16 protein-coding genes are annotated in these 25,663 nt (G+C 45.4%); 8 read left to right on the top strand and 8 right to left on the bottom strand.

The genetic code is table 11. The features are described from left to right. Nucleotides 1-293: 293 nt before the first annotated feature. Nucleotides 294-4,283 (top strand): pullulanase-type alpha-1,6-glucosidase, encoded by a 3,990-nt coding sequence (gene pulA, locus ACZ5ZC_RS03920; RefSeq protein ID WP_464931804.1) that lies wholly within the window; start codon nt 294-296, stop codon nt 4,281-4,283. A 99-nt stretch (nt 4,284-4,382) separates the two neighbouring features. On the opposite strand, the gene ACZ5ZC_RS03915 is transcribed toward pulA, so the two are convergent. The 5 genes from ACZ5ZC_RS03915 to ACZ5ZC_RS03895 form a co-directional block, all read right to left on the bottom strand. Continuing rightward, the gene (locus tag ACZ5ZC_RS03915) at nt 4,383-5,999 is read right to left on the bottom strand and encodes an endonuclease (protein ID WP_464931803.1); all 1,617 of its coding nucleotides are present in this window, start codon (nt 5,997-5,999) and stop codon (nt 4,383-4,385) included. A gap of 332 nt (nt 6,000-6,331) precedes the next feature. Continuing rightward, nucleotides 6,332-7,945 (bottom strand): alpha-amylase family glycosyl hydrolase, encoded by a 1,614-nt coding sequence (locus tag ACZ5ZC_RS03910; protein ID WP_464931802.1) that lies wholly within the window; start codon nt 7,943-7,945, stop codon nt 6,332-6,334. A 120-nt stretch (nt 7,946-8,065) separates the two neighbouring features. After that, nucleotides 8,066-8,572 (bottom strand): hypothetical protein, encoded by a 507-nt coding sequence (locus ACZ5ZC_RS03905; RefSeq protein ID WP_006740821.1) that lies wholly within the window; start codon nt 8,570-8,572, stop codon nt 8,066-8,068. Nucleotides 8,573-8,890: 318 nt separating this feature from the next. Next, complete coding sequence (locus ACZ5ZC_RS03900) at nt 8,891-9,700, bottom strand: MalM family protein (protein WP_054866798.1); 810 nt, start codon at nt 9,698-9,700, stop codon at nt 8,891-8,893. Nucleotides 9,701-9,800: 100 nt separating this feature from the next. After that, complete coding sequence (locus ACZ5ZC_RS03895; RefSeq protein WP_006740823.1) at nt 9,801-11,072, bottom strand: maltoporin; 1,272 nt, start codon at nt 11,070-11,072, stop codon at nt 9,801-9,803. Between the two features lie 446 nt (nt 11,073-11,518). Here ACZ5ZC_RS03895 and glgX point away from each other — a divergent pair, with 446 nt between their 5' ends. The 4 genes from glgX to ACZ5ZC_RS03875 all read left to right on the top strand — a co-directional run bounded on the left by glgX (nt 11,519) and on the right by ACZ5ZC_RS03875 (nt 16,199). Then, nucleotides 11,519-13,489 carry a glycogen debranching protein GlgX gene (gene glgX / locus ACZ5ZC_RS03890; RefSeq protein ID WP_464931801.1) on the top strand — a complete coding sequence of 657 codons (1,971 nt, stop codon included), beginning with the start codon at nt 11,519-11,521 and terminating at the stop codon, nt 13,487-13,489. 160 nt (nt 13,490-13,649) lie between these two features. Beyond that, nucleotides 13,650-14,294 (top strand): recombinase family protein, encoded by a 645-nt coding sequence (locus ACZ5ZC_RS03885; RefSeq protein WP_124008131.1) that lies wholly within the window; start codon nt 13,650-13,652, stop codon nt 14,292-14,294. Beyond that, nucleotides 14,291-15,475 (top strand): multidrug effflux MFS transporter, encoded by a 1,185-nt coding sequence (locus tag ACZ5ZC_RS03880; RefSeq protein ID WP_054866797.1) that lies wholly within the window; start codon nt 14,291-14,293, stop codon nt 15,473-15,475. The genes ACZ5ZC_RS03885 and ACZ5ZC_RS03880 overlap by 4 nt, the downstream gene beginning before the upstream one ends. Before the next feature lie 79 nt (nt 15,476-15,554). Beyond that, the gene (locus ACZ5ZC_RS03875; protein ID WP_464931810.1) at nt 15,555-16,199 is read left to right on the top strand and encodes an START domain-containing protein; all 645 of its coding nucleotides are present in this window, start codon (nt 15,555-15,557) and stop codon (nt 16,197-16,199) included. A gap of 16 nt (nt 16,200-16,215) precedes the next feature. Here ACZ5ZC_RS03875 and ACZ5ZC_RS03870 read toward each other — a convergent pair whose 3' ends face one another. Continuing rightward, nucleotides 16,216-16,425, bottom strand: coding sequence for a DUF3955 domain-containing protein (locus ACZ5ZC_RS03870; protein WP_006740828.1), 210 nt, complete (start codon nt 16,423-16,425; stop codon nt 16,216-16,218). Nucleotides 16,426-16,930: 505 nt separating this feature from the next. On the opposite strand from ACZ5ZC_RS03870, the gene ACZ5ZC_RS03865 reads away from it, so the two are divergent. Further along, nucleotides 16,931-19,177, top strand: a complete 2,247-nt coding sequence (locus ACZ5ZC_RS03865; RefSeq protein ID WP_464931800.1) for a CehA/McbA family metallohydrolase — start codon at nt 16,931-16,933, stop codon at nt 19,175-19,177. Nucleotides 19,178-19,269: 92 nt separating this feature from the next. Here the strand turns inward: ACZ5ZC_RS03865 and ACZ5ZC_RS03860 are convergent, their stop codons facing one another. Continuing rightward, complete coding sequence (locus ACZ5ZC_RS03860; RefSeq protein WP_464931799.1) at nt 19,270-21,024, bottom strand: hypothetical protein; 1,755 nt, start codon at nt 21,022-21,024, stop codon at nt 19,270-19,272. 428 nt (nt 21,025-21,452) lie between these two features. Between ACZ5ZC_RS03860 and ACZ5ZC_RS03855 the strand changes: the two genes are divergently transcribed. Further along, nucleotides 21,453-22,406, top strand: a complete 954-nt coding sequence (locus ACZ5ZC_RS03855) for a M23 family metallopeptidase (RefSeq protein WP_005395595.1) — start codon at nt 21,453-21,455, stop codon at nt 22,404-22,406. Then, the gene (locus ACZ5ZC_RS03850; RefSeq protein WP_080619267.1) at nt 22,310-22,762 is read left to right on the top strand and encodes a bactofilin family protein; all 453 of its coding nucleotides are present in this window, start codon (nt 22,310-22,312) and stop codon (nt 22,760-22,762) included. The genes ACZ5ZC_RS03855 and ACZ5ZC_RS03850 overlap by 97 nt, the downstream gene beginning before the upstream one ends. 88 nt (nt 22,763-22,850) lie before the next feature. On the opposite strand, the gene ACZ5ZC_RS03845 is transcribed toward ACZ5ZC_RS03850, so the two are convergent. Further along, nucleotides 22,851-25,601 carry a M16 family metallopeptidase gene (locus tag ACZ5ZC_RS03845; RefSeq protein ID WP_464931798.1) on the bottom strand — a complete coding sequence of 917 codons (2,751 nt, stop codon included), beginning with the start codon at nt 25,599-25,601 and terminating at the stop codon, nt 22,851-22,853. Nucleotides 25,602-25,663: the final 62 nt, after the last annotated feature.

Below are 25,663 nucleotides of genomic sequence, written 5' to 3'. Positions count from 1 at the left end.
CCCTTGCTCCTCCTATAAAAATTTACATTTTAATGATGTGCAGAAGCTCTCACTATGCGTCTGTTTTATTATTTAATTTGTGAACAAAATCGACTGTGACAGAAAATTTTCACTTGTAAAAAACTTAACTGCCTGCTCTCACATTTTGCTGATGATTCAGTGTATTAGCATCTAGTTGAACATTTCCTTTTTCGGCATCTGCCTTTCTAGCGTGTGCGAAACCTTCTTGATGACTGAGTCAGCGAAGGCAGCGCGCAGCTCAATATCAATTCAATAACAATGGATTTGTAAACGTGGACAATAAGACATTTAAATTATCAACAATTGCCAAAACCGTACTGCCTTTGATTTCCGTCGCAGTCATCAGCGGTTGTGGTAGTGATAGCACGAACGAAGATACGACGAACCCAGGCTCAGGCTTGTACCCTGCGGGAGAGAACGAGGTCGTCATTTATTACAAACGCGACGTGGCGTCCGCTTCAACGGCCAGCGACTACGAAGGTTGGGGCTTGCACCTGTGGAACGGTGAAGGCTGTACCAGCACAGATTTAGACGCAATGGGCATTCCTGGCACAGGAACGGATTGGTCGGCACCGCATCCATTCGATGGCATCAACGACACCTACGGTGCTTACTACGTACTGAAAGTGAACCCAGATGCCTCTGACCCACACGAATGCATGAACTTCATTCTGCACAAAGGTGATGAGAAAGCATTCGGCAGTGCAAACTCAAAAGTGGAGCTGACGAAAATCGGCGAATCTAAAGGGTTGTTTGGCTTCCACGGCAGCAGTGAGCTTTACTACGAGCCAATCGAAGAACGCCCTGTTGATATTGATGGTCAAAAAGCGCATTGGCTAGATGCCAACACCATCGCGTGGGAAGCGGCGGCCAATGCGGATTCCATGAAGCTGTTCTACAGCCTCAGCAACGACATTAAAATGGATGAAGACAAGCAAATCTCCGGTGGCACAGCGGTTGAGTTGACGAAAGCAGGTGATTTATCTGAAGGTCTGAAATCACGCTTCCGTCACCTTGCTAGCCTCCAAGCTGCAGGCATTGATATCGATGACGCGACCCTACGCACGATCCTGAAATCACAAATCGTTATGGTAGCTTACAACGCAAATGGTGACGTCATTTCTGCAACTGAAGTGCAAAAGCCAGGCGTTTTGGATGCGGTGTTTGCCGACTCCAAGGCAGGTAACGCGATTGGTCAAGAACTCGGCGCGATTGTGGAAGGCGGTGCTGCAACCTTCAAGCTATGGGCGCCAACTGCTCAAGATGTTGATCTTATTATCTACGATGAAAACTTAGCGGAAGAAGCTACCGTTGCAATGACAGAAGATCCAGCAACAGGTATCTGGGCTTCTGAGGCACAAAGCAATGTTGTTAACAAATACTATCGCTACCAAGTTAAGGTATACCACCCTACAACTGGGGTCGTTGAAACGCGTTTGGTAACAGACCCATATTCAATGAGCTTGTCTAAAAACTCGCGATACTCGCAAGTGGTTGATTTAGATGACCCAAGCTTAATGCCTCAAGATTGGAATAACTACGCGCGCCCAACGGTTAAAAAAGACGAAGACCATGTCCTTTACGAGTCACACATTCGTGATTTCAGCTTTAATGACAGCAAAGGCACGCCAAGTCTTGATGGCAAATATCTTGCCCTTACAGAACCTGAGCGTGAGTCTGTTTCTCACTTACAAGCCTTAAAAGATGCAGGCCTAACAACGCTGCATATCCTACCAGCATTTGATATTGCAACCGTGGATGAAGACGCCGACAAACGAGTCGATATCACCGACACCGTGGGTAAACTTTGTGGCATCAAGCCAGAAGCGTCCATCTGTGAGACCGAAGACGACGGCAAAGTGATTGAAGAGGTATTAAACAGCTACGACCCAACAACGGGCAAAGCACAAGCGTTGATGAACGATCTTCGCATGCTAGACAGCTTCAACTGGGGTTACGACCCATACCACTACACCGTGCCAGAAGGCAGTTATGCGACCGATCCTAACGGTTCTAAACGTATCCTTGAGTTCCGCGAAATGGTTCAAGCGACGCATAAAATGGATCTGAAACTGGTCATGGACGTGGTGTACAACCACACGAATGCATCCGGTGTGAACGAAAAATCAGTACTGGATAAAATTGTCCCTGGGTACTACCACCGCCTAAACGTCAACACTGGCGGCGTAGAAAACTCAACCTGTTGTGATAATACCGCCACCGAAAACCTAATGATGGGTAAACTGATGGTTGACTCATTGATGGTGTGGGCGGATGACTATAAAGTCGATGGTTTCCGTTTTGACCTTATGGGCCACCAGCCGAAAGATGTCATGGTTTACGCACTTGAAAAAGTCCGTGAAATTGATCCGAATACTTTATTCTACGGCGAAGGCTGGGACTTCGGTGAAGTCGCGCAAAACGCTCGCTTCGATCAAGCAACACAAGTCAACATGGCGGGGACAGAAATCGGTACTTTCTCTGATCGTCTGCGTGACGCAGTTCGTGGCGGAAGCCCGTTTGATGGCGGTGTAGATTCCGAAGGTAAGCACCCACTTCGCTTCAACCAAGGCTTTGGTAACGCCGCTTACCCGAACGAAGAAACTAAAACTGATGCAGAATCTGTGAATGGCCGCCTACACAACCAAGATCTGGTTCGTCTAGGTATGGCTGGTAACTTAGCTGACTACGTCCTTCTGGATTACAAAGGCGAAACCAAACTTGGTAAGAATGTTGATTACAATGGTGCTCCAGCAGGCTACACAAAAGTGCCATCAGAGAACATTTCCTACGTGTCTAAGCACGATAACCAAACGCTGTGGGACAACAACGCTTACAAGATTGCGACAGGTACTTCATCTGCTGAACGCGCACGAATGCAGTCTGTATCACTATCAACGGTGATGCTAGGTCAAGGTATTCCGTTCATTCACATGGGTTCTGAGCTATTGCGCTCTAAGTCAATGCAGCGTGACTCGTACGATTCTGGTGACTGGTTCAACCGTGTATTCTTCGATGGAAGCGACAATAACTGGAACGTTGGTCTACCACGTGAAGACAAAGACGGTGCAAACTGGGAGTTGATCAAAACCATCGTCGGTGACAGCACGGCGAAACCAGACTCAACGGACATCGAGCTGACGAAGCAACAATTCCTAGAGCTACTAAAAATCCGTAGTACAAGCGAACTGTTCCGCTTAGACACCGCGCAAGAAGTGATGAATCGTGTTGATTTCCGCAACGTGGGCCAAGACCAAGTAGAAGGCTTGATTGTGATGTCTATCGACGATGGCACATCAGCAGGTGCCGATTTGGATTCGAACTACGATGCTATCGTGGCCGTTGTTAACTCAACATCAACTGAGAAATCTTTCAAAGTTGCTGGCGCAACTGGTTTCGAGCTGCATGAAGTTCAACAAAACTCTGCGGATGACATCGTGAAAGGTGCAAGCTTCGCCAATGAAACATTCACAGTACCAGCACTGACAACAGCGGTATTCGTACAGCCACAAGACGGCGCGCAAGGTGCTGGCCTACCAGTAAACACGGACAATAAAGACGTATCGAGCATTCCTCCTTACGGCGAAACTGTGGTTTACGTCAAAGGCACCATGAACGAGTGGTCAGATAGCAGTGACTGGGCGATGACCTTTATTGGCAACGGCATGTACTCTGTAACTGGCGTTCTTGAAGCAGGTGAACACGAGTTCAAATTTGCGGACTCAGGATGGGCAAATCCAAACATCGGTTGTGATGCTGCGGATTTGGCTTCTGGCTCACTAGACTTAGGCTCTGCGGGGAACTGTACGTTGTCTGTCGCTGAAACTGGTAAGTACAACTTCACTCTGAACGCGTTACACGTTCAAGATGAAAGCGTAGAAAAACCTGTCGTTTCAGTGACGAAGTCAGCAGATGCACCAACATTCGGTGAAACAGCACTTTACCTACGTGGCACTATCACCACATGGGATACTCCAGCGCAAGACTCAACTGCGAAGTTCAGCTATGTAGCAAATGACGTTTACTCGCTAGACATTGACCTAGCGGCGGGCAACTACGAGATGAAAGTTGCGAGCGCAGACTGGGCAGCAGACACCAACTTCGGTGGCGAAGGCAGTGTTGAGCTTGGTAAAGCGCTAACGATGGAAGTCGGTGGCGGTAGTGCAAACCTGAAAATTGCGATTGCAGAAGCGGGAAATTACAACTTCCACTTCAACGCGGCTGACAAGTCGGCGCCAATCGTGACGGTAACGAAAAACTAGTTTCATTTAAAAACATCCATAATGAAAAAAGGGAAGCATCACGCTTCCCCTTTGTTTTTTTGGCGTCACTAAATGGTGGATACCAAAATCAAGAAGGTGTTAGTTTCCCCAAATCTGTTCAACAAACTCAGGGTGATCAATGAATGGATTGCGATTGCCCTGAAACTCAAACACTTGTTGATTGCGGTTTTGTTCTTTTTCACTAACCGGATCATTTTTGTGCCAACGTTTCAGCATGTTTAACATCCAAGGTTCAAAAACCGTTGAACTTGAACCATCAAGGACAGCATCCGCATTACTTGAGTTACCTTCCCAGTTACCTACAACATTTTCATAGCGGGTTGCCATGTAGAAATAGGCACGAGCAAAGTCGCCTTTGAACTCATCGATCGGCTCAAACACCGTACCGGAATAACCTAGGCTAGTACTTGCTTGACCAAGTTTAGAACCATTACTAGACACGTACGTCGCGGTGGCAACTTCACCAAATGGCCAGTTACTGCGCTTCGCATTCACATAGCCATCGGTCGCAAACAAATGGTGACCATCTGAGTTCATCGGCTCAACTTTGCCGCCAAACCAGCTTTTCGGGAACGAGTGTTCACGGTTGTAGCAATCCCCTTCTTGTCTGTATTGACCACATTGGTCTGTCACTTTCGTGAAGCTGATAGCATCAGTGCCCGCAGGTTTCTCTGAATACATATCGAGAATAGAGCCATCATTTTCGTAATAACGATCAATATCGGCATCTTTTACCAAGGTCCACACCGCAGAATAACCTCGGCTAGTGTGGTTGTTGATGATGTTAAACAGCGCTGTTTTTAGAGCGTAGCCCGTCTTACCAGATGCCGCTTGATAGTAACCATCAACCACTGGTGGGGTCGTGGTTGAGTCACCTAACGTAAAATCGGTGGTTTCACTTTTCGAGAATTCAGCGCCAGAAGCAAGAGTCTTATCTCCCACCTTCAACGCGTAAGACCCCGAACCATTGCCACAGCAAATGCCGTCGCCATAGCTGTCTTGAATCGTAAATTGGTAGTTACCATCGGCCAAACACATGGTCTTTTCAACAGAGGTTGACGACTCATACCCCTGACCAGAGAAAAGCACTTGCGCTTGGCTATTTTTCAACTCCCAGCTAGTTTCTGAGCCATAGTTGTCCGTCGTGAGTGTAAGAAGCACTTCATGATCACTACAACTTTCTACAGGAGGTTGTGTACTTGTCTCGGTAGGTTGAAAATTATCGATGTAGACAACTTCTGAGCCGTCAAAACCGGCCTCATCATAAAAACGCAACCCGACATTGATGGTCTTGTTCGAACTCGCAGTATAGTTATGCGCCAGCTCTTGCCACTGGTTTACCTGCTGCGGATCTGAGTAATTGTGATAACCATCAACCACCAGACGTGCTTTTACATTTCCTTCGGTGTGATAAACCGAGACAGAAAACGGATAGGTTTTCCCTTGCTCCACATTAATGGTTTGCAAAAGGTCAGTGTTGCTTTGGGTACCTGTATTCACGACGACTTGAGCAGCCAGGCCGCCCGATTTGATTTGTTCGCTGCTTGGCGACACCGCGATGCCAGCGTCAATCACTGACCACTGCGTAGGCGCACTGCCATTCCACTGTTCAAAGTCACCATTGAGAATTTGGCTATATGCAAGCGGAGAGCTAATAACAGCAAGAAGACAGAGGGGTTTCGTTATGGATTTCATTATACTTTTCCATTAGTTATGTAAATCCCAAACACGATAAACATATTAGTAAGGAATAAGTAATCCTTCAGTCACATTTTTACGTTGCACAAGTGTTAATTTACTTTTTAATGTGCAGCTTATCTCACAAATATCCATCTGCTGAAAACAAATGCCAATACAAAAAGCGAAGCAACTTGTTGGCTACATCGTTGGAAAACCATTAAGGGAAAAGTAAAACGGACGGAAAAAAGCCAAGTGTGCGCCTATGGGGGTCAGCAACAACACTTGGCTTGTGTATGAGAAAAGCTTCTGGTCAGCTCAACTGATGAGCGGTGATTCTGGATACTTCCTTAGGGTGTAACCGCAAAGAATCGACCTTGTAATGGCGACATCGGAATTTGATATTGACCATTGCTCGGCGTAATTTTTTCATTCGTGAGCAAATCCACCAACTCACCTGTGCCAACATTCTCCTGAGCAAGAGTGACGCTTTTAGAGCTCTCTAAGGTATTTAGCGCAAACAGTACTTTGTCTGTACCAGATTGTTTCAAGTCCACATAACTGCTGTTACTCGCAACTAAATTCGTGCGTGACCCCTGATACAATGCTGGGTGCGCACTGCGCATCGTCATCAGCGATTTCACGTAAGCTTTGAGATCGGCTTGATTTGCGTCAAGTGTCGCCGTCACACCTTCAATTTTTGCACTGCTGCGCGCAACGTGATCATCGCACAAACCTTGAATGGCGCAGGTGTTGTTGTCTTCTTTTGCGGCAAAACCATCCACTTGATCCCCGATTTCATCGCCGTAGTACAGCGTGATTGGCCCAGTGTAGGCCGCTTGGAAGGCAAACGCAGCTTTATGGCGTAACCAATATTCTGCATCATTCACATCCGCCAAGTTTCCGCGTTGCAACAAGTCACCAAAGCGCACTAAATCATGGTTGCCGATCATCAAATTCGGTTGCGCATGCGTTGGATATTGGTTGTGTGTGCTATAGCCGTTGTCTAGCCAATCCACACCGCGACCACCCACGCCGCTCTCATTCACGGCCAAAGTTTCTACGATGCGATAGCGCATCGGGAAGTCAAATGCAGAGCACAATGCTGGATCGCTGTTCGATCCATACGCCTCATTCGCGATCTCAGACTCCCCTTTCCAAATCTCTGCCACCATGTAACCCAACGGATTCACTTGTTCACCTTTGCTATTGGTGTACGTCACACTTTGTGAGGCTTCATCGACAGCTTTACGAAGTTGTGTCCAAGCGTCTGTCGGAACTTGATAGGCTTGATCTAAACGCCAACCGTCAATTTTGAGTTCTTTGATCCAATACGTCGCCACCTCTTTGTAGAAATCGAGACTGGCCGGATAATCAACCGGGTTGCTTGATCCAGATGGCAGCAAACCGGAAGGTGAGGGTTTGATCAAGCCATCTTTGTGATGACCAAATACGCCATCAAAAAATACGTACAAACCACGTTTGTGTGCTTCTTCAACTAGGGTTTTCGCGGTCGCTAAATCACCAAATTTTGGGTCGATCTTAAAGTAATCTGTAGCAAAATAGCCCGTGGCATCCAAACGATCGGCCCAGTGATCTTGTCCTGCGATCGCTTCAGACTCAAAAACAGGCGTCAACCAAATCGCGTTCATCCCTAAATCTTGGATGTAATCAAGTGAATCAATCACCCCTTGCAAATCGCCATTATGATGACTGGTGCCATAGCCCGTACCGTGACCACTACTCGCATCGCCATCCACAAAACTCTCGACCATGATTTGATAAGTACGAAGTTGGTTACTTTGCGCCATGACATTGGCTTGGCAAGCATAACTGGTATCCGGTAGCGGAGTGCTGCTATTAGTATCGCCACCACCAGAAGAATTACACGCAGATAAAGCACCAATCACACTTAATGCAAGCAGAGATCGATACAGGCGATGGTTACGTCGGACGTTACGCATTTTACTCTCCCTAACTTACTCAAATAACCTACAAACATTTGAGTAATAAAATTAACCCCAACATGCTTCCCATGTAGGGGTTAATAAATAAAAACAGATTTTAAATAACTGAATGGAATACTATTGACACTTATTTACCATAACATGAAGCGGTTTGCCTTTTCCTTCAAATTGAAGGCTCCAAACATATTTCCCGTCTTCTTTAATATCAACTGAAGTATCTGTACCGTAACCACCAAATGTTAGTGGTGTTAATTCACCAACGTTCATTCGATTCCCTTTAGCGGTAAATTGTGGGAACCACAACTCGGTCGCATACTGCATTTTGTAGGAACCTACTTTTTCTTGAACTACAGCTTGGTAGAAGTTATTGCCTTTGTAGGTGTATTGACGTTGAGGCACGTGTTTCCAGTCGGAATCCGCAAACGTACCCACCACAAACAGTGGTTTAGAAATTGGTCCTTTCGCCGTACTATCTGGGTTGTCACACGCTTTCATGAAAGCAACCACTTCGTCTTGAGACATATTCACAACGGGCTCTGCGGCCGCTTCTGGTTCTGCAGTCGATTGACAACCCACTAAGGCAACAAGTAGGGCAGCAGCAAGAGAGGTCTTCATCATGTTCATTTCACGTAATTCCTTTTTAGTATATCCAAAGCAAAATAAACTCAACGTTTAAAAGAAATATTAATCGTTATTAAAATGGAAATATCAAACGCTAAATAAATATCGTCGGATTGCGAATTTAAATCACTTCGAGAAGTTTATTTATTTCCTAAGTACAAAAAATAAGTTAGGAACTGTCAATAATTATTGATCTAACCAATATAAAAAACAAAACAATAAAAATAATTATGTGAATAAGATAACTCTATGTAGGGGTATTTTTTATTGGTTTATATTCTATGAAAAAAGGCCAGCATTTTGCTGGCCTTTTATATTCAGTTATTTTTTATTTACGGCTTTCACAAACACTTGTTGCGCACCTTCAATACCCAGTTCTTTTGCTTCATCGAGCAAGGTGAGTGCTTTCGGAATATCGTTCGCTGCCACTGCCGCTTCAATTGAGCTGTGGTAGTAGCTAGTGAGATCCGTACCTTGAGGAAGGTTGTCGTTTTTCGCAACAATCTTGGTATTCACGATATCATTTGCGGATACCGACAAACGGAACTGACCCAGTGGGCTGTGTTTCGCTAAAGGGTCTGCAATATCTGGCGGCTGAGTGTGGCGCGCCATGGCGAAGGCTTTTGCAGGATGCAGAACTTGCGTACTGCCTTTTAGATCAGCGGAAGTCGTGTACACCAATACATGCAGATCGTTACCTGTCATGTCTGGAATCACATTGAGATCAAGTACGAATTTATCATTGTCCAACAGTTTTGCTGGTTCGTACTTAAACTTTGAGAAATCTGCTTGGTAAATGGTTTCTCCTGCCGAGTTCATCACTGCGACATTAGGAGCATAAAATTGAAGTTCTTTACTTACGAATGTCTCTAATTTGATATCGAGACTGCCACGGTTGCCCGGAAGAGCAAACGCTGCAATAGCGCCAGCACTGTTACCATCCAACAGCATTTGGCTTTTATCAGTCAAAGCGAATTCAGTAACCACAGGTACATCAACCGTTACCCATTGAATATCACCCGATTGAGTGATCACTTGTTGCTGACCTTTTGGACTCATCTCTACTTGTTCTACGGACGCACAACCAGTAGCCAACATGCCCAGCAGTACGGGAGCAAGCCATTTTTTCATTACTGTCTACCTCGACTCTTTATTGTTTTTTAAATAAATACAGCCAGATAAGTTCTGGCTGTATCATTCTAGGACAATTTAGGACTTAGTGGTTAGATGATTACCACCAAGCTTCAGCTTGTACACCGAATTGGAACGTATCGTCTGAACGACCGTTGTCAAATGTGTTAGAGTTGTCTTCTTTGTCAGCCGTTAGGTAAGAAGCGTAAACACGGATTTCAGGACGAGCCCAGAAGCTAGAACCAGCAGACCATGCTTGAGCAACAGTTAGCTTACCGTATTTGTTTTCGTCGCCGTCGTTATCATCGATAGCGTAACCAGCTTCGAAGATAGTTTTGTGGTTGTCATCCCATTTGTACATTGGACGAACTACAACAGACATTGTTTCCCACTTGTCTTGGCCAGCCCACATGTCTTCACCAACACCGTAAACTAACTGGTGACCCATTTCCCAGCTGTCACCCATGCCGATTACACCCCAGTTGATTAGGCGGTAACCAGATGCACCGTTATCAGCTTCTGCACCGTACCAGCTACCGTCGCCGTAGAATGCCATTGTTTTTGAGTAGCCTTCAGTACCGTACTGAAGCACTGTTTTGTTGAAACCAGCGTCTAGACCTTGAGTCAATTCTGCTGTGAACATTACGCCGTTTTTCGCATCTTTAGTGCCGTTTGGCGCAGCGTCAGTTTCGTTAAGGATTGCGTAGTTCAAGCCCATTTCTAGAGAACCGTTGTCCCATAGAGGAAGACCTGCATAACGTACGTCTAGAGTGTTAACGTTTGTATCGCCGCCATCGTTACCTGGATCTGCGATATCGCCACGGTCATTACGAACCCAAGCGAAAGAAACTTTACCTGGACCAGCTTCGATACCTTCAACACCAGCGCCCGCGCCAGAGATGTTCCAGTAGTAGAAGTCAGAGATATGAATGTCGTGACGTTGGTAGTAGCGCTTACCAGCCCAAAGTGTTGCTTCTGGAGCAAAGTTTAGTAGGCCTTTAGCTTGAACGTTGAATTGACGTAGTGCGAATTGTGCATCGTCAACACATTTCACTTCGCCGTTATCCAAACCACAGTTAGCAGAAGTGCTTTCCCAGTCGTTTGAACCATTAGAAGTCATTGCAACCATAGAGTCTACGTAGAACGTTTTGCCGTTGTTGTTGTAAACTTCTTTACCTAGTTGAATCTCGCCGTAGATATCGCTTTCATTACCTAGACGACCGATCTTGTTCTTTTCGAATGTTAATTGTTGACCACCGTCAGCGTTCACGCCAACGCCAGCACGCATGTAACCGTGGAAATCCACTGCGAACGCAGAACCAGCAGCTAAAGTTGCAGCCACAGCAGCAGCAATTGCACTTACTTTTTTCATTCTTAACTCCATTAAGGGTATTTATAATTCTGTCTTCCCTGCTCACTCTTTTAGGTGAATATAGGCAGTAAAAACACACCTAAAGAAAGAGAGGTAAGATGGGAACGAATCCCCGTTTGTTTCAACAGTTATGAGATTACCCGAGGCGTACAAGGATGACTTCCTCCGCCCCAAACTAATTTAGGGGGGATGAGAAGGGAGTAGAAAATTTACCGAATGGTGTTTTTTCGAGTCAGATCACCAATCTAGGGAGGAATTAGTAAGTTTATTCGGTTTTGAGCCGCTACAAAGTGATAGCCATTTCATATTTTTGACTCTAAGCCGTCACATAAAGTAATTAAATTACATGAATATTTTTATATTTAGGGTGGTTGACCTTAGTAAGACAAAGTTTTTAACTTATAGTTTCCTAAAGGTAGCAATAAATATTAAATAAAGTATCTCCGATGACACGACTTCTCTCTCGCCCATACCCCTTGGGTGCAACTGTAAATAAAGAAGGTTGTAACTTCTCTATTCACGCACCAGGGAATAAAGACATAAAACTCGCCCTGTTTGCAGACGATGGCAGTTACGCGCTTCATGATTTACCGAATGAATACGCTGGCATACGTCATACTTTTATTCCGGATATTAAGCCGGGGCAAAAATACGGTTACCTTGTCTCCCACAAGGAAGAGCCACTATTAATTTCTGACCCTTACGCAAAGTCAATTGATAAAGCCCTCCACTACCACCCTCCCTACTCTCCAGCCAAAAGTTTCGATATGCCGAAGTGCATCGTTATCGAAGATAATTTTGACTGGCAAGATACGGATCATCCGCGTATACCAAGAGAAGAGATGGTGTTGTTTGAGACACACGTCAAAGGGCTTACCCAACTCCACCCAGAAGTTGAGGACAAACTGAAGGGGCGCTATTTAGGTCTTGCATCACCTGAAATGCTGGCCTTTTATGAACAGCAAAACATCAACACGCTGCAATTGCTACCTGTCGCAGCGTGTATGCATGAGCCTCACCTACTAGAGATGGAAAAGGTCAATTATTGGGGATACAACCCTTATCTCTTTATGGTGCCTGATCCGCGCTATGCAGAAAAAGACGCCGTCACAGAGCTCAAAACAACGATTCGAGAACTGCACAAAAACGGCATCGAAGTGATTCTCGACGTAGTTTACAACCACACCGCAGAGGGGGGGGAAGGGCCTACAATTTTCAACCTGAAAGCGCTCGATTCCCGTTTTTACATCAAACATGGCAACCACTTCGCAAATTACACTGGTTGTGGCAACACGGTCGATCTCACCTATCAACCCGCTTTAAACCTTGTAATGGATACATTGCGCTACTGGGTTAGCGAATTTAAAATCGATGGCTTCCGTTTTGACTTGGCTGCAACGTTAGGTCGACAGGGCGATGATTACAACCCAGAAGCAGCTTTCTTTAAAGCCGTCGCGCAAGACCCAATTTTGCGTGAAACCAAATTGATTGCCGAACCTTGGGATATTGGTCCAAATGGCTATCAAGTGGGTAACTTTCCATTTGGTTGGAACGAGTGTAATGACAAACTGCGTGATATTTCCCGCAGTTTTTGGCGCGGTGATCAAGGCTATTTAAAAGAGTTTGCCACTCGATTAATGGGCTCTCGTGATATTTATAGTGCAGCGAACTGGCCATACAAACTCACGGTGAATTACATCACGTATCACGATGGCTTCACACTGCAAGATTTAGTGTCTTACAAGCACAAACACAATGAAGCTAATGGCGAAGAAAATCGCGACGGCCACGGTGACAATCGCTCAGAAAACTACGGTGTCGAAGGCGAGACAGAAAATCTGATGATCATCGCCACGCGTGAGAAGCAAAAACGCAACCTTATTGCCAGCTTGCTGTTTGCTTTTGGAATCCCACACATCCTCACTGCTGACGTGCTGTCTCACACCCAAGGCGGTAACAATAATGCCTATTGCCAAGATAACGAAACCAGTTGGCTTAACTGGGGAGAAACGGAGCGTAAGCAACATTTCAAAACGTGGATGTCACAAATGGTCGCCAACCGAAATCAATACATGGTGCCATTTATCCGAGCTTTCAGTGGCGAAAACCGCAATAACAACCGCATTTTCTGGCGCCGAACAGACGGTCGCTTAATGGAGCATGATGATTGGAACCGTTTAAGCTCTGTCGCACTTCACCTTGGCATCGGTAAAGAAGGACAAGAGCTGGTCTATCTCATCAACCAAACTAACGCTACAGCGCGCTTTAAGCTCCCTAATGAGCGAAAGCAAGAATGGGTAACGATCTGCGACACAAACGTACGTAACCTCAACCCAGGGCATGCTGAAGGCGAGGTTTTGCTATCACCTACTTCGATGGTGATTTTGCATTACCAGCCGAAATTGGAGCAATCATAGAGCAATAGCCCTGAAAGCTTATATACACGACTTTAATAGTAAAAGACCCGAAGTCCGTTAACGGCTTCGGGTCCATTTAGTGTTGTAAGCATTAATGAACCTCTGTATATTTATGAGCCATTACAGTATATGAACCAAATTAAAAAGGCGTATAGTCCATATGGCTACTTATCTTTACACACGTTATTCGCCAAAAAATCGAGCTTACCAAGAGCACCTTAATACTCTAAAAGCTTTTGCGCCCGAAGCTCAGCATTTTGAGGATAAGGTTCGTGGTTGCATGCCTCCAACCGAGAGAGAGGCATTCTTACAACTGCTCGATTCCGTCAGAGCAGGTGATACGATTGTGCTCTGGTGGCTAACGGCATTTGGTCGAGATTTTAGTCAGGCGTTAAATACAATAAAAGTATTACTAGCAAAAGGGGTCACACTGAAAACCGTTTGTGAACCACTCACATTTGAACCGGATTCTGTTCAAACTCAAACGCTACTCACCGTGCTATCTGGATATGGAAAAGTGCAGACTGAACATCGCCTGTTTGCAGCAGAGCAAGGACGGCAAGCCATTAAAGATCAACCAGATTTGTGGAAACAGAAATTTCGCGGACGCCCAGCAGACAAAACTAAACACCAACAGATCGCAACGTTGCTGTTAGAAGGCTATACGTTGAAGAGTGTTTCGGAGCAGTGTGATGTCAGCCTATCTACCGTAAAACGCGTCAAATCTAAGTTAAATGAAGTGGATGATGAAGGCTGCCTCAGAACACGAAAGCAAAGAGGTTATTCTGATGGTGATCCATCATGAGTCGCCCAATCAACTTTCGCATTATCTTACTCGCCTGTCTTATTATCAGTGTTGGCCAATTGAGCATGGGGCTTGTTATGCCCTCTTTGCCATGGATCGCAAAAGACTTTTCTATCTCCCTTGATCAAGCCCAACTGCTTGTGAGTATTTACTTACTCGGTTTTGGTCCCTCTCAGTTCATTTACGGTCCGGTATCGGATGCTTTGGGTCGAAAAAAAGTACTATTGACGGGTTTGCTCATCGCGATGTCTGGTCTATTAATGATCATTTTCCTCAGTGACACCTTCACAGGCATGGTGATGGGGCGTTTTCTACAAGGCTTAGGAACTGGGTGCTGCGCGGTACTCGCGAGAGCATCGACTCGAGATAGATTTAGTGGCGATGAGCTCCCTGTCGCCATGTCTTATATCGCTATGGCAGCTTCGATCACGCCACTCATTGCGCCTGTGATTGGCGGTTTTATCAACTTCCACTTTGGTTGGAGTATGGTGTTCATTTCACTGTTAGGTTATGTCTCACTCGCTTGGGTAATCATCGCCTTTAAGTTTACAGAAACCATTGCAAAACGATCTGTTATCCCGTCACCACGCAACATGCTTTTCCAGTATCGAGACTTGGTGACGTCACGTTACTTTATGAGTTTTGCCAGCATCAGTTGGTTAAACTTCAGCCTGATGATAACGACCGTGTCCGTGATGCCATTTATCATGCAAGACCAAATTGGCATGACATCCGCTCAATACGCAATGTGGGCACTCATTCCCGCTTTAGGTATGTTAGGCGGCACCACGATTTGTAACCGAGTAAGGCCAATTATCGGCAACAAAAGAATGCTACTTTGTAGTCCATTCTTGCATCTCAGTGCTGCAATATGGTTGTTATTCTGCCCGGTAGAACCGCTGTATTTAATGTTGGGGCAACTATTAATGATCTTAGGTAACGGCATTGCCCTACCTTGCGCGCAAGCCATGGTAATGCAACCCTACAAAAAGCAGGCTGGTGCTGCAGCAGCCATGTCTGGAGGTGGACAAATGATCGTATCCTCATTGGTCAGCTTAACATTGGTACAGCTTGGTTTAAGCCAAGCCTGGCATCTATCAATCGTTATTGTGGTGTTTGCAGCAATAACGCTCACCAACATTCTACGAGGTTTTGGAGCAGAGCAACCTTCAGAACAGTAACGAAAAGACTTACTATTGTTCTTACAATTAAGAACACATCGTATAAGCTTTAACTATGGATAAGTTGGCGGGTACTAACATGATGTTGCATTTACGAATTGGCGCACTACTAGTCGCCACTTTTATATCCGCTGGCACCACCGCGAAAGCCAACGAGTACTGGCAATTTGATAGTGACGATAACGGAATCACTATCTACTCTCGAGAGCATACCGGCGGTTTAGTTGAGATTCGTGCTCGGATGTTCACACCCACCAGCTATGGCGCATTTTTAACGCTATTGGAAGATAGTGACAATATCCCGAACTGGATTGACAATGCCAGTCATAGCAGAGTTTTAAATCAAATATCAGCCACCGAAAACATCGTTTATACCCAATTTACGGCGCCATGGCCTGCAAAAAATCGTGATATGCTCACCTACTCTAAATATTGGGTCGATGAACTTGGGTTCACGATAAAAATCAAAAGCGCACCAGACTCATATCTTGCTGAACAAAAGGGCTATGTTCGCATTCGTTCGGTTGATGCAACTTGGGAATTACAAAAGCTCACTAATGGCACGACACTCATTGACTACAAAGCGTTTGCTGACCCCGGAGGCCTTTTGCCAATCTGGCTAATCAACAAACTATCAAAACAAAGTGCACGAGCAACATTTAGTAACCTAAGAAAAGAGTTACCAAAATATCAGCAATACTCCCATCCTCAGATAAAGGAGTAAACTTCACGTTTGCTCTTTAATTACGATTACGGTGTTTGAAAAAAGTGCCCACAAAAGAGGCGAAGGCTAACCCCAAAAAGAGCCAAAACAAAGGGATAAACCCAAATGACTCTACTAATAAGCCATTTTCATCTACGTAAGAGCCCTGAGCGTGGTACGCAATTAAACATGCCACACCACTCAAAAACAAAACTATGCTCAGTTTATATTTACGAATAAACCCCATCTAAACCTCAAGCAATCAATTGATATGTCTTCGACATATTGCCACCGCATATAGTTCACTCAAAAAACATAGTGTCTCTATGTTTGCTCCAATCTTTATTAAAGGCCTTTTAGTCAGAGACAAGATAAAAACCCAAGCATAAAGAATAAAAAGTCAAATTTAACTCAAAATATTATATGCGTTCTCAGAACTATCTTGACCTTTTTTCTCACATATACAGTGTAATTGTTATCATTTTGTTTGCTCAATGCTGCCAAAAATCGTTCACATCTCTCCCAAAATAATTAGTGTTCTAAATATTTTTATTACTCTATACAAAAACGAATCAAACAACAAAAGACCTTTAAAATCAAAACTTAAGATTCAGAAATCAATTGTAAAACAATAATAGAAACGAGTTGACCTCTTCATTTCTTTCGCTTTTTTAATTGAACGTCTAATCAAGTTAACGCACAATGCCATCGACAACTCACATAATAAATCATGAAAAAAAGGAAGTGTCTTCATGCATAATTTTTCAAAAAGTGCAGTGGCAACTTTAATCTCTGGCCTTTTGCTTGGAACTTCAGCGAATGCGGGAGTGAGTATCACACAAGGAAAGACCACGATCCCCGATGGCGAAGCAACACACGCTCAAGACATTACCGTTCAAAACGAACATGTCGCCTTCGCTCTCGCTGTTGAATCCGCACCACCATGGGGCGTACCGCGAGGAACATTGGTCGATTTGGCAGCAGTAAAGAATGGCAAAGTAGACCTTGACCGGGTTGCCTTTGCTGACTTCATTCCTAACAGCTGGTCCGCGTGGCCGAATGATCGCAAATCCATTGAAATTATCGAAGACAGCGACAATAAAGCGGTCATCAAAGTGAGCCGCAACTTCGATGACGTTGATATCACAACGTGGTATACGCTCGCTTCTGGATCTGACTCAATTGCGCTTAAAACGGTCATGACCAACCAAGGTAAAAAAGATCTTGCATTAGAATCAGGGCACACCATTTGGCCAGACACTGGCTACCAATTTGCCGTGCCCGGGCTGGAAGGGAAAGAAGAATCCATGGCCGACCATGCCCTCGCCGATCGCATGGTCGCTTATGATCGAGACTGGGCCTTTGCACTTCATGCTCCTTATTTTGATCGCGTCAAATACAATGGTCGTGACATGTACCTAGGACATACCTTGAAAGCAGGTGAAAGCCGCACTTTCCAATCCCGATTACAAGTGGTTCCAAATGGAGACATGGCCCCCATTGTCAAGGCAGAAGCTGACCGACTAGGACAAGCGACAGGCACCATCAACGGCCAATTACGCGCAGATAATGGTCGTGTTCCTGAAGATGCTATCGTGATGATCGAAAAAGAAGGACAACCCTATGCCTGGACATTGGCCAAAGATGGCCAGTACAGCATGGCGCTGCCTGAGGGTGAGTACCAAATCTACGGCACAGCGGCTGGTCACGCAAACAGCAAGCTGCAATCGATTAAAGTGGCGAGAAATAGCGAGCAAACACTCGATTTTACGTCTCTAAAACGCCCAGCAACTCTCTCACTTCAAGTTGAAGAGGCAACATCAGGTCTGGCCAAAGATGCGAGAATCACCATCCTTGAAGGTCAAGCACCACCGGTTGAATTTTTGGGTAAACGCACCTTCTTTACCGATCTGCTGCCTGCAGGTCATGCGGAGCTAAAACTGGCACCCGGTCAATACAAATTAGGTATCAACTCTGGTGGAGGTTTTACAGCTAAAACCCAAACATTAGACGTAACCCTAACGTCCGGTAAAACGACGAAGCAACGAGTAGAAGTGCCTCAAGTGACGTTTCCTAACCGTCAGCATTGGTATGGCGCAGATTTACACCATCATGGCAACGTGTTGGAAGGCGTTACCCCGCCAGAAATTGTTGTGCGTGCTCAATTGGCAACGGATCTTGATCTGACTTTCATTAGCGATCATGACTCAACCATTAACCACCAGAAGTTTGCAGAACTATCTGCGAAACGTGGCGTGCCTTTCATCCCGTCGATCGAAGTTTCGCCATCATGGGGACATATGAACCCATTTCCTATCGACAATGGCGCCGAGCTAACGGTCGATCCTGGCACCGCTGACGTTCACACGTTACTTGACGCCGTACAAGAGATGGGGGCTGAAGTCGTACCGATGAACCATCCATACAACGATTATGGCTACTTTACGAACATCGCTAAAAATGCAGTCCCTGGTGGTAAAACGGATCGCTTCGACCTTATGGAGCTTAATGCGCGCGTAGACAATGAACCAACGTTGAAGAAAGCGCATAAACTCTGGGATCAAGGTGAAGCAATGTACTTTACGGCGGGAACCGACACCCACGATGCGTGGAACCAACTCACGGGGCAGATTCGAATGATGGCGAGAGTCGATGGAGAGCTAACGCCGTCGAAGTTTGCGCAAGCACTTAAAGCCGGCCATGGCTACGCAACACAAGGCCCTATTCTTTATCCGCAAAACATTATGTTTGGTGAAACAGCAACAGCTGGCGATACGTGGGATATCCACGTCGTTGCAGCCGATAGTCTAAAAGAAATTCGATTGATCGGTAAAGGCGGCAAAGTGCTGAATACCCTGACGATTAACCCGAAAGTTGATACTCAAAGCATAGAGCTGTCGCTACCTATACCTAGCGACGCAGAGGGATGGATAAGTTTAGAAGTCGAAGATAAAGACGGCAGCACGGCCTGGAGTAACCCTGTTTGGTTGCAGTCATAGTCTTGATGAATGTCCGACTCGATGGTAAACAAACCTGAGTTCGACGATGAAATAAAGGCGGCACACTGTGCCGCCTTTTTCTACTCGATGTTTTACTGCTGTGCAACCGTCACGGGTTTGGTCGCACCACGGTAATCAAACTCAAAACCAATACCTTGATCTGTTACATCCATCGTCATACCACCAACAAGCTCACCTTGTAAGCTTTTCATAACATCATCAGGTAACGGCTCACCAGTCACGGCTGACGCACTTTCCAACACTTCCAAAATGCGTTCTGAATCGAAGTCAAAACTGAACAAGCCATTTGGAGAAAGTGGTTGTGCCATCACTTCTTTGCTCGCGTCTTCGGCATTCTCACCACTGTAGAGCGTAAAATGGTTTTCGTTTAAGCGAGCAAACACATCCATCTTCAAGCCTGTGTGCATTTCTAGCAGATCACTGACATTAACTGGCTGGTTATCCGGCTGAATTTGTAATTGAGCAAGTTCAGGGACAAACATTTGCGCGGTTTGAATCAGCATCATTGGATCATTGGCAGATAGAGACAACATACCATCTAGCTGGCTAAATACTTCACCGTGCTGAGCATTAGTGTCAACGTGGATATCAAACATTTGCAGGCTTAATCCTTTCAGGCCGTTAACCATGCCGGAGCCCATGCTCACAGCTGCGGCTGGGTTTTGGCCACCCATCTCTTGCTGCATTTGAGTCAATAAAGAACATTGGTACTGAGGCTGAGTCAAGTCGCTCCAAATCTGACCAATCGATGGCGCTAGCGTATTAATGTCTAAACCAAGCGCCATGCTAAAGAAGCTCTTATCATTGTTCGATTCTGCCAAAACGCCACGAATCGACTTAAGCGCATCTAGAATCACTTTATTTTTCGATTCAACAACAAAAGCACCTTTAATGAATGCCTGCTCGCCTTTCAACTTGTATTCCGCAAATACGACGGATTGAGGCCAGTTTTCTGCAACTTGAGTAAGTTCAGTATGACAGGCTGGTGAACGCATCTCCTGAATAGTCGGCTCAGGATCAATGGCATCCAGCATGCTGACTTGACGCGCAAAGATATTGCCATCTTTCGTCGTCAAACCTTTAACCAATTCACGGTGATCAAAGTAACCGAAAGAGTTATTGTTTTCGCCGTATTTAGCCTGCAACGCCGCTAGGCGTCCACTCTCCGCAATGTTTTGACTTGGTGACTCAAGTCCCAATGCCATTTTAAGCGGGTTTTGAACACCCAGTTGCGGAATATCAACCGTTAACGTAAGTACGTTGTCAACCACGGCAACAACCAAGCCAATGCCATCTTGCGGGTCAACCGAATCTGTCATCTCGTAACGACGAAACTCCACTTCACCAAGTTTAACCAGCTCGTGCTTAGCACCGCTCATCTGCTCTTCGTGATCCAATGTTTTCCATAACGCGGCAGGGTCTTCAATCTTCAATTTGTACACTGGTACCATACCGATTGTGTACAACACAGGGTTAATGTTTTCTCCGGTACCTAAGTAGGCTTTTAACGTTTCTGGCGATGCAGCGCTCTCCAGATATCCATCAAACAAGTTAACGGCAAACTGTTGCTGTGGAGAAAGTGGTTCATCGGCAAAAAGTTCAGCAATCGAGCCTTGGTTAGCCGTGCCAAATGCATTCATGTATTTATAATGATTAAAAGGTTCCGCCTGATACGTCACCATAAGCGAATCCGCAGGAACTTGCGAAAGTAGTGATACTGAATCACTCGGGGTAGTATTGTTTTGGTACAGGTAGCCAGCGCCCCCTGCAGCTGCGACCACTGCTGTAGCCAATAGTAGTTTTTTCACGACCAACTCCGTTGTCATAGTTATGTGTTCCTAAGCGAAAGATCACGCTTAGGTTTAAAGCCTTTGAATAGCACTTTTATATCGACCGCTATCATAAACAAGTTATCGATATAATGAATGTCGGTTTGATAAATTATCCAACATTTATAAGGTAAACCGTGAAGTAAGTTGAATTGCGTGAGGATGCTATTGGCAATATTCACAATCTAATTTCTCGGATAACCACCTTACAAATCAAAATCTTCAGTTCAATAAAGCGATTTGGAGTAACTACGACCAAAAGCGCTAAGATATTAAATCTTTATTGAGTCTTTTATCTAATATCTGAAAACGCCTCACGGCCTGACACTTCTTTCCAGTTTGCCTCTAGCGGTCCCCGTTCGTTTTCCTTACATTCCCATTAACTCAGTGACGAGACGTATACCAGATACGAGCAGTAGAAGACGATGAAAGACCAGTTGACGATCTCTATATCAACCATCAATGGCTCCAGACATTGGTACTTCAGTAAAAGGATGCAACGCAATCTAAAAACGTTTTTATGCTTTTTTGTCATTGCTCTGGCCGCAACCGCGATCTTAATTCATCACTTGTACACTCGCGTCGATAATGCCGCGTTAAAACAAGCTGAATTGACAGAACATTCGCGCACTATGGGTGAAGAGCTCAGCACACTGAAAGCATTAAAATCCGAGCTGGAAAGTGATCTCTCAGAGCGAGAAGAGCGAGTACAACTTGTTTCGGAGCGTTTGGGAGAGTTAGAGAAAGTCCTTGGAGTTGGAGAACATACTACCACGGATAATTTGGATGCCCGACTTGATGCGGCGGCGATTACGTCGAACGTTCGCATGGTGTTGTTAAACCAAATACCAAGCGGGTCTCCGGTCGGTAAAGCGCGGCTCTCTTCTCGCTTCGGTAAACGCATTCATCCGGTGACAAAAGTCGCTAAGATGCATCGCGGGCTCGATTTTGCCGTGAATACCGGTACTAAGGTTTATGCCCCAGCAGATGGGGTTGTGGAAGTCACCCGCCGCAGCAATAAAGGCTCTGGTAACTTCCTCAGGCTGCAACATTCTTTCGGTTTTTCGAGTTCTTATTCGCACTTGAAAAAGTTCAAAGTAAAAAGCGGTCAGTTCGTCAAAAAAGGGCAACTGATTGCAATTTCCGGCAACAGTGGGCTCTCTTCTGGCCCTCACCTTCACTACGAGGTGCGTTTTGTTGGGCGAGCACTGAATCCGAAGCCATTTGTCGATTGGAGCCTCAATGATTTCGAAGACATTTTTACTAAGGAGCGAAGAATACGATGGGAATCTTTAATCAAAACCGTGGAACAACGAGTAGCTCAGCAGCTTCAACTCTCATCGCCAAAGGCTGTGCTGTTAGCGGAGAACTCAAAGTAGAAAACGATGTCCAGATTGATGGCATCGTCGATGGTCAAATTAATGTAGAAGGCACTCTCGTCGTTGCAGAAAGCGGCCGAGTAAACGGTGAGATCTACGCTAAACAACTGATCATCAATGGCATGATGGATGGTAACTGTCACGCAGAACACATTCAAGTACTTGCCAAGGGACGTGTAAGTGGGAGGATCTGGAGTAATAACCTCAGCATCGAACCTGGTGGTAAATTCTTTGGTGAAGCGGCCGAATTACCTGAAAAAGAAGTGGTGACACTGAAAGGAAAGGCTCAAGAAAACGCCAGCACGAAAGAAAACAACACCAACAATGAAAAGCGACCTGCGCGTAAATCAGCATAAACTCTTTGGTTAAAGTGCATAAAAAAGACGGCTTTCACGCCGTCTTTTTTATTACTAGAGACACGAGCTTCGTCAGAAGCCACAGTGATTATTCGGCCGGGTTTAAAATCATCACCGAGCGCTTTGCTTGTGGACCAAAAGCCGCTCTCGCATGCGCTTTCACTTCTTCTAATGTCACACTCTTAGCCGCTTTTTCAACGTCAAGTAACACATCGACGCCGTAATCATGCACTAAGTAGCGAGTATACGACCATGCGCGCTGAGCAGGGTTATCATCTAATCCTTGCATCGCTACCGCCAATTGCTTCGCTGCCGTATCCACTTCTTTTTGCGTGATGTTCGAAGCTAAGTCATCAAACATTTTGCCTAGCTTGCTATCTAAAACTGCCACGTCTTCGGGCTCAACTTGAGATTCCAAGAGCCAATCAGAGATTGGTTCGCGATCTTGCGTCACGGTGTAAATATTTGGGCTGTAATCAAGGCTAGACTCTTCTCGCACAATATCCAAGACACGCGCGTTACTGATACGTTGCAAAATATCTTCGATAACCGTATCCCTTGCCGTACGTTGGTAATCGTTCGTGTTAGTCAAACGCATTACATACAACGATGAAGGTTCATGACCATCCGCAACGACTGTTCGCGCCGGCACGTCGGTGTTGAACGCAACATGGTAATCAATCGAACGACTCGGTTGCATCTCGATGGAGGCCACATACTTACGCAAGAGTGGCGTAATTTCTTCCGGCTCGACATTGGCCACAATGACCATCTTAAAACCATCGTTGGTTTTGAAAAGTTGCTCATGCACCGCTAGTATCTGCTCGGAAGTCACTTGTTCAACATCATCACTGGACACTATACGATGACGACTACCTGGCAAATAAGAATTGCCGTTTGCTTTTTGAATCAGTTTTCCCATCGGTGATTCAAAAAAAGCACCGCTCTGCTGCTTAAACTCTTGCTTCGCTGCCGCCATCTGGCGCTCGTCGACTTTAATCTCCGTCGCTAGATTGTATAGTCCATTCAACGCGTAAGTTAAATGCGTTGTTGGCGCGGTAATTTGTGAACCGTGACTGGTCGCATCAAGAATCGCGCTAAGCGCAATGTTATTTTTGCGTAAGTAACTGTCTAACTCTGAACCAGAAAATGCCCCTAACCCACTGCGTATCGCCGTCGTTGCAGCGATTTCATACGCAGCATATAACGCTGGATCAACGGCGGCTTTACCACCTTGGCTCGCATAGTAAATATAAGCTCGACCACCCGCTTTGGCATCTTTTTGGAACCACACTTCGACACCGTTTGATAGCGTATAAACTTGAAAGCCACCCGCTTCCTGACGCATGCTGGTGATGGTACCTTCTTGAGTAGGCTGTAAGAATCCATCCACTTTGTCATACATCTCTAACGGTTTTTCGCCAGTTTGGAGGTAGGCGCTGTATAGATCGGTAAATACATCATTGAACTGAGCTAACGTTTCACTTTTCCCCAACCCAATCACAAAGATTGGTTGCTCAGACAACAAGGCATTCAATTGCGTGTTAATGCTCTCTAGATTCTCGTTGTTGATGAATTCAGACAAACTCTGGGCGTAACTCTCTTTTGATTGACTCACACTGCCTTGGTCAATTTGGAAAACGCGCGCTTCTGCATAACTGTTTGGCTTACGTTGGTCCCAGTCTGAATCAATATTTGCGAGCTCACCTTGCCAATTTGACATGATGCTCTCTAACTCAGATTGCGTCGCACCATAATCTCTCAGTGACGCCAACGTGCTGATGAAAGTTTGATGCATTTGTTCACGACGCTCAGGCGCAAACGAAATACCTGCCGACATCATGCGCTGGTAGTTGGAGTAGTAAGGCTGGGCATAAGCATACTGAAAAGGTTCAGCGGCATCATTAAGTACACGAATCAGACGTTGTTGAATTAGCTGTGTTGCGACTTCATCACGCCACACTTGATGCTGTTGTTCAATCGTAGTGCTGCCACTTAGACCACGCTCAATCACTAAATGAAGGCTTGGTGATTCCATCGTGTTACTTGGCAAGATTCGGTTTTGGTTGTTCACTCGAATATCGCGGCGCTTCTCTATTACGGTATCCGAGGTGCTTTCCCAGTTCGAGAATTTGTTTTTGATAATATTGGACAGTGAATCCACGTCGATATTACCGCTCACAACCAACTCGGCATTTTGTGGTTGGTACCACTTGTCGTAAAACGCTTTTAGCTTGCTTGATGAGGCATTTTGAATCGCTTCGCGAGTACCAATTGGGTCGTGTTCACCATACATAGTGCCTTCAATCGACGCTTGATAAGCATGCATAGAAAAGGACTTATCATCCGGGTTAGCACGTCGCCATTCACCAAGGATCACCCCTTTTTCTTTCTCTACTTGTTCAGGAGCAAACTCAAGTCCGTTTCCGATATCTCTCATCCACTTCAGGGCATCTTCCAGCTTTGTATTATTGGCAAGATCAAGTTGGTAAGAAGTTTGCTGATAAGTGGTAAAGGCGTTGATATCGGCACCAAAGCTACCACCAGATTGCTCGAAAAGTTTAACAACGTCGTTGCCGGTAAAATGCGTGCTGCCATTAAACGCCATGTGCTCAACAAAGTGAGCGTAACCTTTTTGATTGGTTTCTTCTTGGAATGAGCCGACATTCAGAACCAAACGGACCGATACTTCTTGGTCTTTTGTTGGGTAAAGATGGTATTTCATACCGTTCGATAACTGGTCGACATGCCAATTGGCGTCAGGCTGAATCGGCGTCGATTGTTGTGTCAGAGCACACCCTGACAGTAATAACGCGGGGACTAACAATATACTGCGCATAACTATTGCCCATAACAATGATTAAGCCGATCAATATAATCCTCGTTCCATGACCTTCACAT

It is taken from the genome of Vibrio sp. JCM 18905 (genome assembly GCF_055393305.1).
This window is presented reverse-complemented; position numbering and strand designations above follow the sequence as displayed.

What these genes read in the sequence shown, in the direction of transcription:
- ACZ5ZC_RS03915 (WP_464931803.1), bottom strand. Translation starts at nt 5,999, where the DNA reads ATGAAATCCATAACGAAACCCCTCTGTCTTCTTGCTGTTATTAGCTCT.
- ACZ5ZC_RS03910 (WP_464931802.1), bottom strand. Translation starts at nt 7,945, where the DNA reads ATGCGTAACGTCCGACGTAACCATCGCCTGTATCGATCTCTGCTTGCA.
- ACZ5ZC_RS03905 (WP_006740821.1), bottom strand. Translation starts at nt 8,572, where the DNA reads ATGAACATGATGAAGACCTCTCTTGCTGCTGCCCTACTTGTTGCCTTA.
- ACZ5ZC_RS03900 (WP_054866798.1), bottom strand. Translation starts at nt 9,700, where the DNA reads ATGAAAAAATGGCTTGCTCCCGTACTGCTGGGCATGTTGGCTACTGGT.
- ACZ5ZC_RS03895 (WP_006740823.1), bottom strand. Translation starts at nt 11,072, where the DNA reads ATGAAAAAAGTAAGTGCAATTGCTGCTGCTGTGGCTGCAACTTTAGCT.
- glgX (WP_464931801.1), top strand. Translation starts at nt 11,519, where the DNA reads ATGACACGACTTCTCTCTCGCCCATACCCCTTGGGTGCAACTGTAAAT.
- ACZ5ZC_RS03885 (WP_124008131.1), top strand. Translation starts at nt 13,650, where the DNA reads ATGGCTACTTATCTTTACACACGTTATTCGCCAAAAAATCGAGCTTAC.
- ACZ5ZC_RS03880 (WP_054866797.1), top strand. Translation starts at nt 14,291, where the DNA reads ATGAGTCGCCCAATCAACTTTCGCATTATCTTACTCGCCTGTCTTATT.
- ACZ5ZC_RS03875 (WP_464931810.1), top strand. Translation starts at nt 15,555, where the DNA reads ATGATGTTGCATTTACGAATTGGCGCACTACTAGTCGCCACTTTTATA.
- ACZ5ZC_RS03870 (WP_006740828.1), bottom strand. Translation starts at nt 16,425, where the DNA reads ATGGGGTTTATTCGTAAATATAAACTGAGCATAGTTTTGTTTTTGAGT.
- ACZ5ZC_RS03865 (WP_464931800.1), top strand. Translation starts at nt 16,931, where the DNA reads ATGCATAATTTTTCAAAAAGTGCAGTGGCAACTTTAATCTCTGGCCTT.
- ACZ5ZC_RS03860 (WP_464931799.1), bottom strand. Translation starts at nt 21,024, where the DNA reads ATGACAACGGAGTTGGTCGTGAAAAAACTACTATTGGCTACAGCAGTG.
- ACZ5ZC_RS03855 (WP_005395595.1), top strand. Translation starts at nt 21,453, where the DNA reads ATGAAAGACCAGTTGACGATCTCTATATCAACCATCAATGGCTCCAGA.
- ACZ5ZC_RS03850 (WP_080619267.1), top strand. Translation starts at nt 22,310, where the DNA reads ATGGGAATCTTTAATCAAAACCGTGGAACAACGAGTAGCTCAGCAGCT.
- ACZ5ZC_RS03845 (WP_464931798.1), bottom strand. Translation starts at nt 25,601, where the DNA reads ATGCGCAGTATATTGTTAGTCCCCGCGTTATTACTGTCAGGGTGTGCT.